The 17,616-nt window shown below is 32.5% G+C and carries 18 protein-coding genes; 12 read left to right on the top strand and 6 right to left on the bottom strand.

The genetic code is table 11. The annotated features are described in order from the left end of the window. Nucleotides 1–47 precede the first annotated feature (47 nt). Together J5Y03_RS03805 and J5Y03_RS03800 are read left to right on the top strand one after the other, a co-directional pair. On the top strand, nucleotides 48–776 hold the full coding sequence (locus tag J5Y03_RS03805; protein WP_209402696.1) for a DUF975 family protein: 729 nt from the start codon (nucleotides 48–50) through the stop codon (nucleotides 774–776). A 174-nt stretch (nucleotides 777–950) separates the two neighbouring features. Next, nucleotides 951–1,796: an alpha/beta fold hydrolase gene (locus J5Y03_RS03800; RefSeq protein WP_209402694.1), complete on the top strand. Its 846-nt coding sequence runs from the start codon at nucleotides 951–953 to the stop codon at nucleotides 1,794–1,796. Between the two features lie 441 nt (nucleotides 1,797–2,237). Here the strand turns inward: J5Y03_RS03800 and J5Y03_RS03795 are convergent, their stop codons facing one another. After that, nucleotides 2,238–3,521, bottom strand: a complete 1,284-nt coding sequence (locus J5Y03_RS03795) for a methyl-accepting chemotaxis protein (RefSeq protein WP_209402692.1) — start codon at nucleotides 3,519–3,521, stop codon at nucleotides 2,238–2,240. Between the two features lie 191 nt (nucleotides 3,522–3,712). Between J5Y03_RS03795 and spoIIM the strand changes: the two genes are divergently transcribed. The 10 genes from spoIIM (at nucleotide 3,713) to J5Y03_RS03745 (ending at nucleotide 13,533) form a co-directional block, all read left to right on the top strand. Then, nucleotides 3,713–4,363: a stage II sporulation protein M gene (gene spoIIM / locus J5Y03_RS03790; RefSeq protein WP_209402690.1), complete on the top strand. Its 651-nt coding sequence runs from the start codon at nucleotides 3,713–3,715 to the stop codon at nucleotides 4,361–4,363. Between the two features lie 70 nt (nucleotides 4,364–4,433). Then, on the top strand, nucleotides 4,434–4,877 hold the full coding sequence (gene fur, locus J5Y03_RS03785; protein ID WP_209402688.1) for a ferric iron uptake transcriptional regulator: 444 nt from the start codon (nucleotides 4,434–4,436) through the stop codon (nucleotides 4,875–4,877). A 315-nt stretch (nucleotides 4,878–5,192) separates the two neighbouring features. After that, the gene (locus J5Y03_RS03780; protein ID WP_407648393.1) at nucleotides 5,193–5,411 is read left to right on the top strand and encodes a YqzK family protein; all 219 of its coding nucleotides are present in this window, start codon (nucleotides 5,193–5,195) and stop codon (nucleotides 5,409–5,411) included. A 4-nt stretch (nucleotides 5,412–5,415) separates the two neighbouring features. After that, nucleotides 5,416–6,342: a site-specific tyrosine recombinase XerD gene (xerD, locus tag J5Y03_RS03775; RefSeq protein ID WP_322099543.1), complete on the top strand. Its 927-nt coding sequence runs from the start codon at nucleotides 5,416–5,418 to the stop codon at nucleotides 6,340–6,342. 123 nt (nucleotides 6,343–6,465) lie between these two features. Further along, entirely contained in the window at nucleotides 6,466–7,221 is a 756-nt protein-coding gene (gene map, locus J5Y03_RS03770; protein WP_209402684.1) for a type I methionyl aminopeptidase, read from the top strand. A 169-nt stretch (nucleotides 7,222–7,390) separates the two neighbouring features. Next, the gene (locus tag J5Y03_RS03765) at nucleotides 7,391–8,092 is read left to right on the top strand and encodes a TerC family protein (protein ID WP_245208723.1); all 702 of its coding nucleotides are present in this window, start codon (nucleotides 7,391–7,393) and stop codon (nucleotides 8,090–8,092) included. Between the two features lie 278 nt (nucleotides 8,093–8,370). Beyond that, on the top strand, nucleotides 8,371–9,075 hold the full coding sequence (locus tag J5Y03_RS03760) for a TerC family protein (protein WP_209402682.1): 705 nt from the start codon (nucleotides 8,371–8,373) through the stop codon (nucleotides 9,073–9,075). Between the two features lie 638 nt (nucleotides 9,076–9,713). Further along, nucleotides 9,714–10,898 carry a phosphopentomutase gene (gene deoB, locus J5Y03_RS03755; protein ID WP_209402680.1) on the top strand — a complete coding sequence of 395 codons (1,185 nt, stop codon included), beginning with the start codon at nucleotides 9,714–9,716 and terminating at the stop codon, nucleotides 10,896–10,898. A gap of 13 nt (nucleotides 10,899–10,911) precedes the next feature. Next, entirely contained in the window at nucleotides 10,912–11,730 is an 819-nt protein-coding gene (locus J5Y03_RS03750; RefSeq protein ID WP_209402677.1) for a purine-nucleoside phosphorylase, read from the top strand. A 504-nt stretch (nucleotides 11,731–12,234) separates the two neighbouring features. Next, nucleotides 12,235–13,533 carry an NCS2 family permease gene (locus tag J5Y03_RS03745; RefSeq protein ID WP_209402675.1) on the top strand — a complete coding sequence of 433 codons (1,299 nt, stop codon included), beginning with the start codon at nucleotides 12,235–12,237 and terminating at the stop codon, nucleotides 13,531–13,533. 18 nt (nucleotides 13,534–13,551) lie between these two features. Here the strand turns inward: J5Y03_RS03745 and J5Y03_RS03740 are convergent, their stop codons facing one another. The 5 genes from J5Y03_RS03740 to J5Y03_RS03720 all read right to left on the bottom strand — a co-directional run bounded on the left by J5Y03_RS03740 (nucleotide 13,552) and on the right by J5Y03_RS03720 (nucleotide 17,516). Beyond that, the gene (locus tag J5Y03_RS03740; protein WP_209402673.1) at nucleotides 13,552–14,172 is read right to left on the bottom strand and encodes a DedA family protein; all 621 of its coding nucleotides are present in this window, start codon (nucleotides 14,170–14,172) and stop codon (nucleotides 13,552–13,554) included. Between the two features lie 530 nt (nucleotides 14,173–14,702). Beyond that, entirely contained in the window at nucleotides 14,703–14,972 is a 270-nt protein-coding gene (locus J5Y03_RS03735; RefSeq protein ID WP_209402671.1) for a YesK family protein, read from the bottom strand. Between the two features lie 286 nt (nucleotides 14,973–15,258). Continuing rightward, nucleotides 15,259–16,260 carry an ABC transporter permease subunit gene (locus J5Y03_RS03730; protein WP_209402669.1) on the bottom strand — a complete coding sequence of 334 codons (1,002 nt, stop codon included), beginning with the start codon at nucleotides 16,258–16,260 and terminating at the stop codon, nucleotides 15,259–15,261. Then, complete coding sequence (locus tag J5Y03_RS03725; protein ID WP_209402667.1) at nucleotides 16,253–17,131, bottom strand: ABC transporter ATP-binding protein; 879 nt, start codon at nucleotides 17,129–17,131, stop codon at nucleotides 16,253–16,255. Before J5Y03_RS03725 ends, J5Y03_RS03730 begins: the two co-directional genes overlap by 8 nt. Then, the gene (locus J5Y03_RS03720) at nucleotides 17,118–17,516 is read right to left on the bottom strand and encodes a GntR family transcriptional regulator (protein WP_209402665.1); all 399 of its coding nucleotides are present in this window, start codon (nucleotides 17,514–17,516) and stop codon (nucleotides 17,118–17,120) included. The genes J5Y03_RS03725 and J5Y03_RS03720 overlap by 14 nt, the downstream gene beginning before the upstream one ends. Between the last annotated feature and the right edge of the window lie 100 nt (nucleotides 17,517–17,616).

Here is a 17,616-nt window from a genome sequence, read left to right as displayed (position 1 = left end):
AAACATGCTAGTATATATTGGGAAAAACGAGAGGGGAATACATAAGAATGCAAATTTCTAGCCTTAAAAGGCAAGCAAAAGATAGTTTAGATGGATTCTGGTTCAGAACCATTGGAATCGTAATTTTATCTGGAATTATACAATTTATTGTACGGAGTGGTTTATCCGTTTTAGCAGGGACTGTAACAAATGAAGGGATAATTTTTAATCCAATTAAACTAGATTTGGATAGCTCTATCATTGTTGAAATTTTTTCTATGTTATTTAATATGGTATTAGGCTATGGAATCACTGTTTATTTTATTCGATTAACTCGTGGCGAGAACCCAGGTGTTAAGGAGTTATTTTATTATTTTGCTTCAGGAAGAAAAAGTATTAAAGTTATTATTACTCAGGTTTTAGTAACAATTTTTACAATTTTATGGTCAATATTATCCATTATTCCATGGATAGTGAAAGGCTATTCATTCATTACAATAATATTAACGTTAGTATTAATTATTCCAGGAATCATAAAAGGAATTGCATATATGTTAACTCCTTATATCATTTATGACAATCCAGAAATCAGTCCGCTACAAGCAATTACTTTAAGTAGAAGAATGATGGATGGATATAAATGGAAAGCGTTCTTAATTGTTTTGTCATTCATTGGATGGTTTTTACTAGTCTGCTTTACATTTCTATTAGCAGCTTTATTTGTAGCACCATATTATACAACGACACATGCAGAGTTCTATAACGAAGTAAAAAATACATACGAAAATAAAGAGTAAAAGACGCTGAATGCGTCTTTTTTTTTGATTGGTTTTTAAATCAAACTGTTGATAAAGAAGATGATTGGAGCGGAAGTAGTCTCTTTTACGAAATAATATCCTTAGGAGTTTAATAAATACATTTACAGATTCAGAATACACTAATTTAAAACAAGCTACTAATAGGGTGATCGAGTGTTTATTAAAGGAGAATTAGGTACATATTATGCAAAAATAGTTGGTGAAGGAAATAAGATCTTTTTATTAGAATCAGGAATGATGCATACACATCACCAATGGAAACAATTGCAAAAAGCTTTAAGTAAATATGGAACCATTATTTCTTATGATCGTCTTGGGTATGGATTAAGTGAGGAGAGTTTTTTAGAAAGATCATCAAATCAGCAAGCACTAGAGTGTATTGATTTTTTAAAAGCATTAAATATAAATAAGCCAATTAATATGATCGCTCATTCATTAGGCTCATATATTGCACTCTTAGCTCAAAAATATGTTCCAGATTGTTTTTTTACAATTATCTTATTAGATCCTACACATCCGCGAATCGAGGAAAATTATCAAAAAATTTACGAAAAAATTTTATATCAGTATTCAGAAATTATGTATTTTATTTCCAGAAAAAAGATACGTAAGTCTGTTTTATTTAGAAAAAATGATCAAAAAAATTTATCTAATAAGCCAAAGCATTGGAAAACAGTGTTGAATGAATGGGCTCATTTAAATGAAAACAACAAATTAATCAAAAAACTTTTGAGTGAAAAAATGAAGATTCAAACGCCAGTACTAGTTTTAACAGTAGGAAAGCAGAGTGGAATATTTTTATCAAGAAAAAGTAAAAATGCTTTTTTAAAAGAGGTAATTAAAGCCCATAGAGAATATGCTGATTTCTCCGTTCAAGGCAAACAAGTTATGATAGAAAATTTGAATCATAATAAGATCTGCGGATCAAATGAGAAATCATGTTGTATGGTTGAAAAAGAAATTATTAATTTTATAAATAGGGTAAACCCAAAAAACTAGGTAAATGACAGTATGAAAAGGGAGTGCAGTAATTAAAAGGGAAATGCACTTTTTTATTGTTTACCCTAATTCAACATATCTAAAGGAGTGTTATTTTTAAAAGGTTTTGTTAAAGTCTTGATAATAAAGTTGATTGGAGCAGAAGGTGCGAGACTCCTGTGGGAGAAGCGGGACAGGTGAGACCCCGCAGGAGCGATAGCGACGAGGAGGCTCACCGCCCGCCCCACGGAAAGCGAGCATCCTGGAGCGGAAATCAACTTATCGCATTCTTTGATAGCAACAAAGTACATATCCAAAGAAAATAACTAAGTAAATAAAAGTATAAAAAGAAAGGTGCAGAAGCCATGTGAGACAACTGCACCATTAATTGTAATTCGTGAGTTAAATAGTAAAGATTCTTAAAAAAACAACTATCATAAAAGAACATAACAATCCAAATGATTAGTTCTTACTTCTAGCAACATTCATTAAAGTTTCTGCAGAAGAAGTTACACGTTGAGTAGCTTGACCGATTTCTTCAATCGTATCAACAAGCTGATTAATTTCCTTTTGAGTTACTTCAACACCAAATATACTTTTGTTCATTTCTTTCACAATTGTTACGAATGAGTCTTGAGTAGAATCAGCATGAGTGCCACCTTCTAATACCATATTAGAAACTTCGTTTATTGAAGAAACAACATCAGTTAAGTAAGTGTTAGACGTTTCAATAATTTCTTCAATTTTTGAAATAGAGTTTTTCGTTTGTTCAGCCAATTTGCGAACCTCAAGTGCAACGACAGCAAATCCTTTTCCATGTTCCCCTGCACGCGCAGCTTCAATGGCAGAATTAAGGGACAATAAATTAGTTTGATCTGCAACACTTTGTACAATTTTAATAACATTCGCAATATCAGCATAAGAACTATTTAAATGCTGTACCATCGAAGTTACTTTTTCGGTATTATTCGTAATCACTTCTATACTAGCTGAAAGCTCTTTAACCCTTCCTTCACCTTCACCAGCAATTTCTTGTGTTTTTAATACCTGAACATTCGATTGGTGGACTTGATTTTTTACGTGTGAGCTTTGTTGAACTAACATTTCTACTGCTGCATTTGTTTGCTGTGTAAGTGAAACAAGTTCTTCTGCAATTTCTTGAATATTAGATTTCAATTCTACTTCAAATTGAATTCGTTTTTCAGTCTGTTCCTTAATACTTTCATTCACAAATTCAACATAAAGTTGTTGTTCAAAATTCATTGATTTCATTATAGCTGTGAAAAATTTCGTGCGTTCTTGAACGTTTTTTAACTCGATAAAAGCAACTCGTAGATATTCAGAAAGATAACATTGAATTAAACCGATATAATGCTCAGCATCATTCTGTGAATGTAATAGACTTAGACGTTTTATTGATGCAACATATTCAGAATCATATGTAGTGAGGAAATGCTTTTCAATTTGTAGACGAATGAGTTGTCTTGGATCTCCAAGATTATTTAATTGATCAAAAACATAGTGTAGACGGTCTCCAGATTTAGAAAGAATGTTATCAACAATCTCTTCCATATGATTTTTAATATATGAAAAAAAACAACCTTTAATTTGAATATCTTCCTTTGTATATGAAATCCATTTCAATTGTTCTAAATGTTTAGGTGTGAGGTCTAAAGTTACTTTTTGATTCTGATAATTTAGGATGGGCATGTCTTTATCACTATTTTTCTTTTTTAAGCCAAACATATAAATACCTCCAGTATTAGTCAAAAAATCCCCTTTTTTATATTTGTCGAGTATTTTTGTGGAATTTAAATAGGTTAATAGTAACAAAAATGATTGAAAACTTAAAAAATTAGAAATTTTTCAAGTAAAGAGCATAAAATACTTGTCCACTCATAAACTTGAAGTAGACGAATTGATAGGGAGATGAGTGTATGGCAAAAAACGGGATATTCGTAACTTTTAAACATCACTTAAAAGAGTACGCATCTCTATATATATTTGTAAGTGTGATATTACTTTTTGGAGTTATTTTTGGAGCTATTATCGTAAATAGTATGAATGTAAGTCAGAAACAAGATGTATTAACCTTTTTAACACAATTTTTTGGACAGGTACATAATGAGGGGTTTGTGAATGGGAAGGATGTATTTGTCACAAGCTATTCCACACATTTGAAATTTATAGCATTAATTTGGATATTAGGAATTTCAGTTATTGGTCTGCCTTTAATTATCATATTATTATTTTTAAAAGGATTAGTAATAGGTTTTACAGTAGGTTTTTTTGTGAATCAATTAGGGTGGAATGGGATGTTATTAGCATTTACAACAGTTTTTCCACAAAATATAATCGTTCTACCTTTTTATGTACTAATAACAGTCTTAGCAATTCAATTATCGATTCGAATGATTCAAAAGCAATTTCTTAAAAATGATAGAGAGCCAATCATAAAACAGTTAATTAGCTATACGATGATCTTTACGATTGCAGCAATGTCATTAAGTATTGCTAGTTTAATAGAAGCATATGGTTCAACTTATTTCTTAAAGGTAATTGGAGATCTAATTCTCAAGAAAAATTAAATAAAAAATATTTTTGACACTTTCTCTATCTTTGTTATAATTATTTACAAGTGGCGAGGGAGTGAAATAAATGGAAGAACGTATAGATCGAATAAAAAAACAACTACATATTGCAGGGTACAAATTAACACCACAACGTGAATCCACAGTGCGTGTTCTTTTAGAGAATGAGACAGATCACTTAAGTGCAGAAGATGTTTACCTCCTAGTAAAAGATAAATCGCCAGAAATTGGACTTGCTACAGTATACCGAACATTAGAATTATTAACTGAGTTAACAATTGTTGATAAAATAAATTTTGGTGATGGCGTGTCAAGGTACGACTTAAGACATGAGGGTGCTCAACATTTTCATCATCATTTAATTTGTATATCTTGTGGAGCAGTTGATGAAATTCATGAAAACCTTATATCAGATGCTGAAAAGGTTGTTGAGGAACGATATGGTTTTAAAATAAAAGATCATCGTTTAACATTTCATGGCATTTGTCACCGTTGCCAAGATAAAGAATAATGTACCTATGATCGGAGCTGTTCAAAAAAGGAATAGCTCTTTTTAATTGTGTTTCTTTGTCATTGCTCCAACGCCTTTCGGAGGTGAGCAAGGCTCCTCCGCATTTCGTGGTGTCTAGCTACGGCTCCCATCTCCTCAGTCGTTTCACAAATACAAAATGAAGTGAAAAAGCACACTTCCTTTTGTATTTGCTCCAACGCCTTTCGGAGATAAGCAGGGAGCCTCCGCTTTTCTGGGTATGTTTTGTCCTATTTTTGCATAGGATGGTTAAAAAAGAGTGCGGGTGGACATGTAGAGTTAGAGGAGGGCAATGGTGTGAAGAAGAATAGAGCAATGATAGTTATTGATGTTATTAAGGTAGCTATATTATTCATTGCTTGTACAATTCTTTTTTATTATGCAATACAGTGGATTCATTCTGAGTATGAAGATATGCATCGATATGATCGTCCTAAAGGCTCAATGCTTAAGGTTGATATGAAAAATAATGGAACACTTGCCCAAATAGTAAGGTTCTATCAAAATGGGGAGTAGAATAGTGGAAACGAAACTTACAACCTTTCAAAAAGAGTTTAGATTTGCCGCACAAGATTTTCGTCATTTTATTCAGATTGAAAAAGCATTATCTAAAAATACGATCCTATCTTATGATAAGGATTTAGAGAGCTATGAAAATTACTTACAACATGTTGAGCAAGTTAAAGATTTGCAAAGTATAACACGCATTCAAATAATTGGTTATTTGCGTTATTTAAAGGATAGAAATTTATCAGCAAGAACGATGGCAAGGCACTTAGCGACTATTCGCTCGTTCCATCAATTTCTTATTAGAGAAGTTGATGGCATAAAGGATGATCCTTCTTTACTTGTTGAAATTCCAAAAGCCCCTAGAATACTTCCAAAAGTATTATCTATACAAGAGGTTGAAGCTATTTTAGAGGCGCCGGATGGGACAACTATTTTTGGTATTCGTGATAAAGCTATGCTTGAATTATTGTATGCTACGGGTATGCGTGTGTCAGAACTACTTTCGTTAAATTTGTCAGATGCAAATTTAACAATGGGGTTTGTCAGGTGCATAGGCAAAGGAAGTAAAGAGAGAATTATTCCATTAGGCAAACTATCGATCAATGCGATTAAACATTACTTAACAAACGCAAGAACATCTTTAATAGGAAAACGTCAAAACGAGGCACTATTTTTAAATCATCATGGCAATCGTATGACACGACAAGGTTTTTGGAAAAACTTAAAAAAACTAGCTGAAAAGGCAAATATCGAGCATGAGTTAACTCCACATACATTGCGTCATTCATTTGCAACTCATTTGCTTGAGAATGGTGCAGATTTACGCTCAGTTCAAGAGATGTTAGGTCATGCAGACATTTCAACAACACAAATCTATACACATGTGACGAAAAGCCGATTAAAAGATGTATACAAAGAATTTCATCCAAGGGCATAGGCCCTTTTTTTGATGGTAATTTTAATTATATAGGTTGCGTTTTAAAGGAATGAAGTATACTATAAGTAATTGGATTTAGACGAAAATAGTAAATTTATAAAGTAAGTCGAGAGGATGAACGGTTTGATTACAATTAAAACAGAACGTGAAATAAATTTAATGCAAGAAGCTGGTAAATTATTAGCTGCTACTCATAAAGAGATTAGAAAGATGATTAAACCAGGCATAACTACTTGGGAAATTGATGAATTTGTTGAGAAATTTTTAAAAGAAAATGGAGCAACTCCAGAGCAAAAAGGCTTCCATGGATATAAATATGCTACATGTGCTTCTATAAATGATGAAATTTGTCATGGATTTCCACGTAAAGAACCTCTTAATGAGGGAGATATTGTCACAATCGATATGGTCGTGAATTTAAATGGAGGATTGGCTGACTCTGCATGGACTTATGGTGTTGGTGAAATTTCAAAGGAAGATGAAAAATTACTAGAAGTAACAAAAGAATGTCTTTATAAAGGAATTGAACAAGCAGTTGTAGGTAATCGTTTAGGTGATATTGGTCATGCAATTCAATCTTATGCAGAGCCTTTAGGATATTCGGTTGTTCGTGATTTTACTGGACATGGAATCGGACCTACTCTACATGAGGAGCCATTTGTACCGCACTATGGTTTACCAGGTAAAGGCTTAAGACTTAGAGAAGGAATGGTTATTACAATTGAACCGATGATTAATCTTGGTTCATGGCATGCTACAATGGGGAAAAATGGATGGACAGCAAGAACACGTGACGGAAAGAAATCTGCACAATATGAGCATACATTAGCAATAACAAGTGACGGTCCAAGAATTTTAACATTACAAGAAGATGAGTAAAAACTATAATTCTTGACGTGTACGATGAAAAGATTTATCATGTTTAATAAAGATAGTAATCATTAAAAAAATTTAATAAGTTAATAAGACCTTTACTATTGATTCAATTCTTTAGTAGGGGTCTTTTCTAATTTACTTATAGAAAGCAAAATAATTGGAGGAAGAAATTTTGGATATTTTCGGCATGAGTGTTGGAGTTCTACTACAAGTAATTCTAGTAGATATTTTATTAAGTGGCGATAATGCGGTCTTAATTGCATTAGCAGCTAAAAATTTGGAAGGATCACAGCGTAAAAAGGCAGTCGCATATGGTACTGTGGGCGCAGTTGCATTACGATTAGTATTTGCTTTTGTGATTGTATATCTACTAAAAATTCCTTTCATTCACGCTATTGGTGGAATTCTACTATTAAAAATTGCACTTGATTTAATCGTGCAAAACAGTGAAGATGGGCATGTTAAAAGTAGTACAACCTTATGGGGAGCAGTAAAAACAATTGTTTTAGCTGACGCCTTAATGAGTTTAGATAATGTTGTAGCTTTAGCAGGAATTGCACATGGATTTTTACCAATATTATGTGGGGTTATGATTTCAATACCTCTTATTGTATGGGGAAGTACTTATATAATGAAGTTAATGGACAAGTTTCCAGTTATTACTACAATTGGTGCGGCATTACTTGCATGGACTGCAGCGAGTATGATTGTACACGATGAAATGATTGGATTTATTTTCTCTTCAAAAATGATTAGTTATATTTTCCAAATCGTTGTAACGATTGGTCTTGTAGTAGTTGGACAAGTTATTAGTAAAAAACAAGCAAAAGTACAAGAAAACATCGAAGTTGAATCACAACGTCAATCAGTTTAATTGATTAATTAAAGTAATGTAAATAGATACTAAACTATTGACATAAAGTATAGTGAAACGTAATATAATAGTACAAACATTCGAATATCTCCAAAGGGGAGTAGCGTCAGGTTTACACCTGAAACAAAGTCGTCAATTCATGGGATTGTTTCCCATCGGCTTTGTTGGCATAATACTTATGCTTAGCAAGACCTTTGCCTTAGTAATTACTTACTGACGGCAGAGGTCTTTTTTGTTTGTTAAATGAACAAGTTACATAAAAATAAGGGGGAAGAAAAATGGATATTTTCGGGATGAGTGCCAGTGTTATTTTGAATGTAATTTTTATTGATTTAATTCTGAGTGGTGATAATGCAATATTAATTGCGTTAGCAGCTAAAAACCTACAAGATGGTCAAAAGAAAAAAGCGGTTCTTTTTGGGACAGCAGGTGCTATTTTATTACGTTTAGTATTTGCTGCAATCATCGTTTATTTATTAAAAATTCCTTTTATCTACGGGTTAGGTGGAATAATGTTGCTGTGGATTGCTTATAAATTACTAGCTAATGATACTGGTCATGGAGAAGTTAATGGAGGCACTACACTATGGAGTACAGTTAAAACGATAATAATTGCGGATGCTTTAATGAGTTTGGATAATGTATTAGCTTTAGCAGGTGTAGCACATGGTAGCCTTATAGCAATCATCGTGGGAATTATTGTTTCAATCCCGATTATCGTATGGGGAAGTTCCTTTTTAATGAAAATAATGAACAAATATCCAATTATTACCTTAATTGGGTCGGGAATACTTGCATGGACTGCTTCAGGTATGATCACACATGATCAAATGATAAAGCATTTTTTCGAAAGTTCCTTCATATCTGTTAGTTTTAAAATAGTAATAACTGTGGGTGTACTAATTTGTGGCATAATTGTTTCTAAGAATAGAAGGGAAAAAAATAACTTTGGAAATGATAAGAATCATCATCAACCTGCTTAAGAAAAAAAGATTACTAAAAATATTAAGTAGTTCATTATGTAATGTTTTTATTTTTCTTATCTAAACAAAATCATAGAAATTACTACGAAACATTTCTACCAAGACCTATCTGACCAGAATAAGCAAGGAAGTTTGTGAGGATGTTGTTATTTTAACTTTTTAAAAGATTTAACTGCTCATAAATAAGTTGATTGGAGCGGAAGGTGCGAGACTCCTGTGGGAGAAGCGGGACAGGTGAGACCCCGCAGGAGCGATAGCGACGAGGAGGCTCACCGCCCGCCCCACGGAAAGCGAGCAACCTGGAGCGGAAATCAACTTGTCGCCTTGCTAAATAGCAACAAAGTATAAGAAACAGTCTTAAATAAATTTATAAAATTTTGAAGTGATTTTAAGTGAATAAATATAATCATTGGTGTAGGACATAAAATATATCGATAAATATAGGAGCATTTTAAACTTAGAACCTTAAAAAGGATTTTAAAGTTAAATATTTATGTCAATTTTAATAACTTTTGAATGTAAAGAATGAACTTAGTAAATATTATTGTTGAAAACTCATAGGACAAAACGTATACTTTAGATGTCAGACATCTGACTGTATTAATGGATTAAAACGCTTTAATCATAGGAGGAAAGTAATGAGTAATTATAAATATAATCGAGTATTCCTAGTTGTTATGGATTCTGTAGGTATTGGTGAAGCACCTGATGCGGACAAATTTAATGATATTGGATCAGATACACTAGGGCATATTGCGGAAAAAATGAATGGATTACATATGCCTAACATGGCAAAGCTTGGATTAAGTAATATTCGTCAATTACAAGGGGTTGAAAAAGCTGACAAACCTCTTGCATACTATACGAAAATGGAAGAATCTTCAGTTGGTAAAGATACAATGACTGGTCACTGGGAAATGATGGGCCTACATATTGATAAACCATTTAGAGTTTTCCCAGAAGGATTTCCAGCAGAGTTAATTAATGAATTAGAGAGCCAATTTGGTCGTAAAATCATTGGAAACAAACCGGCATCTGGAACAGAGATTTTAGTTGAACTTGGAGAAGAACACATGAAAACAGGTTCTTTAATTGTTTATACTTCTGCTGATTCTGTTTTACAAATCGCTGCACATGAAGATGTTGTACCTTTAGAGGAATTATATCGCTGTTGTGAAATTGCTCGAAAATTAACACTTGATAACCCTTATATGATTGGTCGCATTATTGCTAGACCTTTTGTTGGAGAACCAGGTGATTTTAAACGTACTCCAAACCGTCATGACTATGCATTAAAACCATTTGGTCATACAGTTATGAACGAATTAAAAGATAGTAAATTTGATGTCATCTCAATTGGAAAAATTTCTGATATATTTGATGGTGAAGGAATTACTAAATCAATTCGAACTACTTCAAATATGGATGGTATGGATAAATTAGTAGAAACTGCTAAAACGGATTTTACAGGGTTAACTTTTATTAATCTTGTTGACTTTGATGCTGTCTATGGTCATCGTCGTGATCCACTTGGATACGGAAATGCATTACAAGAGTTTGATGCACGTTTACCAGAAATGTTTGATCAATTAAAAGATGATGATTTATTAATGATCACTGCTGACCATGGAAATGATCCTACTTTCCATGGAACTGACCATACTAGAGAATACGTACCATTACTTGTATATAGCCCAAGTATGAATGGTGGCGAAGAGCTATCTATTCCTAAAACGTTTGCAGATGTTGGAGCAACGATTGCTGATAATTTCAAAGTAAAACTTCCTTCACATGGAGAAAGTTTTTTACAAAATTTAAAGTGAGAGGTAATTTAAAATGAACAAAGAATTTATTGAAAAAGCAGGTTCTTACATAAAAGGAAAAATTAACGAGCAGCCTAAAATTGGTTTAATTTTAGGATCAGGACTTGGCATCTTAGTAGATGAGATTGAAAACCAAGTGAAAATTCCTTATAACGAAATACCAGAATTTCCAACTTCAACAGTTGAAGGACATGAAGGCCAACTAGTTTTCGGAACAATTCATGGTGTAAGTGTAGTAGCAATGCAAGGTCGTGTTCACTTTTATGAAGGATACGATATGGGAAAAGTAACATTCCCAGTTCGTGTTATGAAAGAAATTGGAGTTGAAACTTTAGTTGTTACAAATGCGGCAGGCGGAGTAAACACTTCATTCAACCCTGGTGACTTAATGTTAATTACAGACCACATCAACTTTACTGGAACAAGTCCATTAATTGGACCAAACAATCCTGAATTAGGAGTTCGTTTTGTTGATATGTCACAAGCTTATGACAAAGACTTACAAGCAGTAGCAAAAGAAGCTGCAAAAGAATTAAACGTGAATCTTCAAGAAGGTGTTTATGTTGCAGTTACAGGCCCAACATACGAAACACCAGCAGAAATCCGTATGTTCCGTACATTAGGTGCTGATGCAGTTGGAATGTCAACTGTTTCAGAAGTAATGGTAGCTCGTCATGCTGATTTAAAAGTTCTTGGAATTTCTTGTATCTCTAACATGGCTGCAGGAATCTTAGATCAACCATTAAATCACGAAGAGGTAATTGAAACAACTCAACGTGTTCGCACACAATTCCTATCACTTGTTAAAGAAATTGTGAATAAATTAAAATAATTTATAACAATTTATAACAACTAATATAAAATAGGCTTCTACATATTGTAGGGGTCTATTTTTTTATATTTTTGAAAGTAAAAAGTTATGGGCGAAATGGGACATCTTCATGCACAATGGTGATAATTTAGCACGGATGTCTCCTTTCTAAAAGATTTTTTTTGAGATTTTTAATTTTAAAGATTGAAGTTGATTAAAATGGAAGGTGCGAGACTCCTGTGGGAATAGCGGGAAGGCTGAGACCCCGCAGGCTTGCCGAGGAGGCTCAGCTCACGTCCCACGGAAAGGGAGCAACCTGGAGTTTTAATCAACTACTGCACTCTAAAATAGCAACAATGTACACGAAAACTTCCTTTTTATATTAGACTTTGGCATATTTTATTAAATGAAAAAATGCATTTTTTACTAATTAATTGTTTGAAAATACATTGAAATCTAGTATAATATTTAGGTGCCTTTTAGGCATGGGTGGGAGAGGGAGCCAGAAAAAAGAGAGGAATTTTTTTGAAGAAATTTATTGAACGTCAATTTAAAACATTGGAGAATGGCACGACCTTGAAAAAGGAGGTTATTGCAGGACTAGTATCATTTTTAACACTAGTGTATATTATTTCTGTAAATAGTACTATTCTTCATAACGCGGGAGTTTCATTCCAAGGAGCGATGATCGCAACAATTTTGTCTGCCTTTTTAGGCTGTATTGTATTAGGGTTTTGGAGTAATTCTCCACTCGTTATCGTTCCCGGTATGGGAATCAATGCATTATTTACTTACACAATGGTAAGTCAAATGGGAATGACTTGGCAGCAAGCCCTAGGAGTTGTTTTTGTAAGCGGGGTCATTTTAACAATTTTATCGTTTACAAAATTAATACAAAGATTAACCACTTCAATTCCAACATCCCTTAAAAGTGCAATTACTGTAGGGATCGGATTCTTTTTGACCTTTATTGGATTACAAGAAGGTGGACTAGTTGTTAAAAATGATCATACATTTGTATCGATCGCAAATTTTTCAAATCCTGAAGTGTTAGCAACTGTTTTAACACTAGCCATTGCGATTTTCTTATTTGTAAAAAATGTTCCAGCAAACTTTTTATTAACAGTCATTGCAGGAACGTTGATTTCATTTTGTTTACATGGTGGATTAGAAAAAGCACATGGCTCTACAACAATTTCAGTTGCAGCAGCAAAAAGTGTGATTGGTCAACTTTCTTTTTCTTCCATGATGGGCTTTTCATTTTGGATTGCTGTATTTTCATTAACAATGGTTATTTTATTTGAATCAATTGGAATAATACACGGACAATTAAGTATGATCAACCAAGAAAACAAGCAACAGAAAGTTATACAGAGTACTACTTTTAGCGTTATACTTTCTAGCTTGTTAGGAACTAGTCCAACAGTCATTGCAGTTGAAGGAAGTGCAGGTATAAGTTCAGGAGGAAGAACAGGACTTACGTCTATTGTTACAGGGCTTCTATTTTTAAGTTGTATCTTATTTATGCCCATTATTGCATATATTCCATCAACAGCTATTGCCCCAATTTTAATCATAATAGGTTCTTTGATGGTTAAAAGTATTACGGATATTCACTTGGATGATCCTACTGAAGCAATTCCAGCATTTCTAATATTAGCGTTTATTCCATTAACATATAGTATTGTAGACGGTATTGCATTTGGATTTATTGCATACCCATTAGTTAAACTTGCTGCTGGAAAAAAATCAGAGATAACACCTTATATGGTAGCTATTTCTGCGTTATTCTTTTTCAGATTCGCATTAAATTTTATTTCATAAAAAAATGGTGCTAGCTACTTATAAGTTGCTAGCACCATTTGCTATTTTAGAACTCTCTGTATTATTTTTTTTAGCTCTCATTTGTTTAATAAAAAAGAAATATGGAATAATGATCAAGACTGCAATCCCTATAATTAAATAAGAAATGTGTTCGCTTTTTCTTAGAAGATGCATAAAATAATGAATATCCCCAAGACTACCAACATATAAAAGAAGTGTTATCCAAGGGAAAATACCAATAAAACTATAGATGTAAAATTTTAAAGGATGAATTTTGCTCATACCAGATACATAGGAGATATACGATGAAATAGGAGTTGGCCTTGAGAAAATGATTGCTAAAGAGCCGTATCGATTGAACCATTTTTGAGCTTTATCAATTTTTTGTTTGCCAAATATTCTATTAACGCTATTCTCAAGTTTAGATCCGATAAAGAATGGAACTAAACTAAAAGTTACATAAACTAAACTGTTTATAAATGATATAAACAAAAGATGTTTAAAATTCCAGTCCATTATAAATCCATATAGTAAAGTAGCTAAATTTCCAGGTAAAGGAATCGACATTGCTTCTAAAGAGGTTAGTAAAAATAATCCAAAAGGCCCTCCCAGTTGTAAAAAAAATATAATTGATTTCATAGTTCCCCCTAAAGGTGTATGGTAAACAGCTAATTCTACCAATTTTAATCATAACATTCTAATTATAACAATAAATAATTTACTTTTAAAAGGAAATTAGAAATATTTCAATTATCAGTTATTAAAAAAGTTTAATAAATAGAGTTGATCTTACTTTTAATAAACTAAAGTAGAACATTTCTAATATTTTTTGTAAGAAAAAATAAGGCTGCTTTCGTATACATTGTTGCTATTTCAGTATGTGTTAGCTGATTTCCACTCCAGGATGCTCGCTTTCCTTGGGGCGTGAGATGAGCCTCCTCGTCGCATATGCTCCTGTGGGGTCTTAGCCTTCTTGCATCTCCCACAGGAGCCCTTCACCCTTCCGTTCCAATCAACTTCTGTTTTTTAACTTACATAACCTAAAAGCAACAATCTTTAAAAAAAGAGCCAAAAATAAAAACAAGACAAAAAATATGTCTTGTTAATTCCTCCAAATGGTTTTATGTAAAATTAAAAGCAAAACGAAATTTCTCGTTTTGCTTTTTTTATTAGTGAGAAGTTGATTTTTGTAATTTTGAGACTAGAGTTCCAAACAACGAACCTACTAAAACGCTAATGAACAGAAAGAAGAAGCTCATTGATTCCCAGCCGTCGAGTGTAAAGTACGAAATTACAGCTACTATGAAAGAAATTACTGTTAATAATGCACCCGTAACCCAAGTTAAACAATGATTCTTTTTACGTAGGATGGATGAAAATACAGAAACAACAATAACAACAATAACTGTAGCAATAAATAGATATACGAAGTTTTGCACGACTTCAGTTCCTTTTAAAGTATTTAGTAGAAAAATTTTCGCTTATTAAAAAGTGATTTTAAAATGGCTCTTTTCATTGCTTTTGAGATAACTAATTTTAAAGACAGAAGTTGATTACAATGGAAGGAGCGAGACTCCTGTGGGAATAGCGGGAAGGCTGAGACCCCGCAGGAGCGATAGCGACGAGGAGGCTCAGCTCACGCACCACGGAAAGGGAGCATCCTGGAGTAGTAATCAACTAAGGCATTCTAAAATAGCAACTATATTTACGAAAAAAGCCTTAAAATTAATCAAAAAACTTATTTAATCTCTTATAGAATAAATGCCCCACGATTAGTCCAATACATAATCCAATCAAGTAAATAACCGTTCTTGAAGTTTCAGTAATCGCAGAAGTCAATAAAGCAATACCTGTTGCAATTAAATAGATGAAAATGAATTGCATAATATATCCAAACTTTTTATAAAGAAATAGTTTACCGTTATTCTCATTTGCTTTTCGGTTAAAGCATAATAGTCCAACTATGAAGAAAATAATAATATAGCAAATCATTCCTATAATATTTGTTAAATCAATCGGTTCAATATTAACTTTGTTTGTTCCTAAATCAAGATAGATATTTGTAGAAGTTAATGAAATGGGTAAAGTGATCTTAGGCAAAAATCTTTCGATAGCAATATTGTGAAAATCATAGTTTAATAGGCCTTTTATATTTGCAAAAACACTAAAATAAAGAGTGATTATAGAAATTAATGTAAAACCTGTTAATAAAACTTGAGAAAAGTAATGTCCTGTTACTGTACCAATTGCTAATGATGTTGTGAAAAAAGCTACTGAATAAAGAAAGAGAATAATAAAGATTTTAAAGAAAATAGTCCAAGTAATATATTGATGTAAATCTGTTGTAAAATGAATTATGATAACAAGTATAAATGTACAAAGGTATGCAGCGATGAGGTGGGAAATTCCATAAATCCATTTTGAGAAAAATAATTGCTTTGGAGTAAAAGGTAATGAAAATTGAAAATCAATCCCTCCTGAATTTCGTTCGATCCCAATTAATAAAATTGCAAATGCGATCATTAGAAAAGCTGAAAAGAAACCTAACATCGAAAATTCCCCAATATAAATGCCTTTATATTGTTCAACACTGTTTATTTGTTCCTTTAAAACAATTGATTTATTAAAATAGCTAAATGGAATAATTACTAGATGAAGAAGATACATCAGTATAAGGACAAGTTTAGATTGCTTAGAATTTTTTAGCCATAAAGCCTGATTAAACATAAAGTTCTCCTCCATCCTTTAAATAAAATAAATCTTCTAATGTAAGAGGTAACTCTTCAAGGAGAAGTGGTTTGGCGCCTTGGAGTTGCGTAATGATCTCTTCTTTTTGTCTTTTTACAATTAAAATTGATACTTTTCCTGTTTGTGAGAGTATAAAGATGTCTTGATGTTCTTTAAATTGTGATGGTAACTCATCTTGAAAAGCAACTTGAAGTTTGCAATAATCTGTAAAACTTTCTTCTAGAGAGGAATTAGATTCAATTAAACCATCTTTTAAAAACAAATAGTGGTCAATGATTTTTTCTAATTCAGCTAAATGGTGAGAGGATATAAGTACACCAACTTCACCACTACTAACGTATTCAATGATCAGTTGTAATACTGTTCGTTTTACAATTGGGTCTAATCCATTCGTTGGTTCATCTAAAATGACATAGCTAGCCCCTGAAGAGAAAGTTAATAATAGATAAAGCAAAGTTTTCATCCCTTTTGAGTATCTACGAAGGGAACTATTTGGTAATTTGTATTTTTCGAGGGATTCATAAAAACTAGATTTATTAAAGTTTGGATATGCATTTTCGTAGATTGATACAAGTTCCTTTACAGTAAACTGCTTAATAAAATTTGTTGTGTCCGCCATAAAAACAATTTGAGTTCTTAGAGCTTCATTTGAAAAGATATTTTCCCCATCAATTGTGACGTTCCCCTCATTTTTATCTAAAATGCCAACAATTGTTCTAATTAAAGTTGTTTTTCCAGCACCGTTTCGACCAATTAAACCTGTTATTGAACCTTTGTGTATTTCAAATGAAATATTTTGAAGTACGTTTTTATCCTCAAGACGTTTTGATAAGCTTTCAATTTTTAACATTTTTCTTCTCCTTCCCGTCTATAAAGTATGAATCGATCCATTGGTAGATTGTTTCTTTCTTTATTCCTTCAATAGAGCAATCCGACAAAAGTGTATGAAGTCTTATTTTAAGTTTGTCTATTGTCTCTGTTGATGGAGCAGGATGATACTCATCAGATACAAATGTTCCTTTTCCGCGAATTGTTTCAATTATTCCTTGACGTTCAAGTTCTTGATAAGCTCGACTAACTGTATTTGGGTTAATTACTAGTGTAGTAGCTAATTCTCGAACAGAAGGTAATTTCTCTCCTTGTGAAAGGATTCCTTTCACAATATTTTCTTTTGTATGAAAAACAATTTGTTCCCATATAGAAAGCGGACTTTTAGCATCTATCGAAATAATCACAAGCTCACCACCTTTTAAATTGGGTAAAGTGTGTATAGTGTATGAATACGATTAATACACTTTTTTTACATCATATGTGAAAATAATTGAAAATACAACC

Origin of the sequence: Gottfriedia endophytica (assembly GCF_017814275.1) — a bacterium.
Classification (GTDB): Bacteria; Bacillota; Bacilli; order Bacillales; family Bacillaceae_G; genus Gottfriedia; species Gottfriedia endophytica.
Note: the sequence above shows the minus strand (reverse complement) of the source record. Positions and strands in the feature narration are given on the sequence as shown.

What these genes read in the sequence shown, in the direction of transcription:
- J5Y03_RS03760 (WP_209402682.1), top strand. Translation starts at nt 8,371, where the DNA reads ATGGATATTTTCGGGATGAGTGCCAGTGTTATTTTGAATGTAATTTTT.
- J5Y03_RS03725 (WP_209402667.1), bottom strand. Translation starts at nt 17,131, where the DNA reads ATGTTAAAAATTGAAAGCTTATCAAAACGTCTTGAGGATAAAAACGTA.
- spoIIM (WP_209402690.1), top strand. Translation starts at nt 3,713, where the DNA reads ATGGCAAAAAACGGGATATTCGTAACTTTTAAACATCACTTAAAAGAG.
- J5Y03_RS03750 (WP_209402677.1), top strand. Translation starts at nt 10,912, where the DNA reads ATGAACAAAGAATTTATTGAAAAAGCAGGTTCTTACATAAAAGGAAAA.
- fur (WP_209402688.1), top strand. Translation starts at nt 4,434, where the DNA reads ATGGAAGAACGTATAGATCGAATAAAAAAACAACTACATATTGCAGGG.
- deoB (WP_209402680.1), top strand. Translation starts at nt 9,714, where the DNA reads ATGAGTAATTATAAATATAATCGAGTATTCCTAGTTGTTATGGATTCT.
- J5Y03_RS03740 (WP_209402673.1), bottom strand. Translation starts at nt 14,172, where the DNA reads ATGAAATCAATTATATTTTTTTTACAACTGGGAGGGCCTTTTGGATTA.
- J5Y03_RS03805 (WP_209402696.1), top strand. Translation starts at nt 48, where the DNA reads ATGCAAATTTCTAGCCTTAAAAGGCAAGCAAAAGATAGTTTAGATGGA.
- J5Y03_RS03730 (WP_209402669.1), bottom strand. Translation starts at nt 16,260, where the DNA reads ATGTTTAATCAGGCTTTATGGCTAAAAAATTCTAAGCAATCTAAACTT.
- J5Y03_RS03795 (WP_209402692.1), bottom strand. Translation starts at nt 3,521, where the DNA reads ATGTTTGGCTTAAAAAAGAAAAATAGTGATAAAGACATGCCCATCCTA.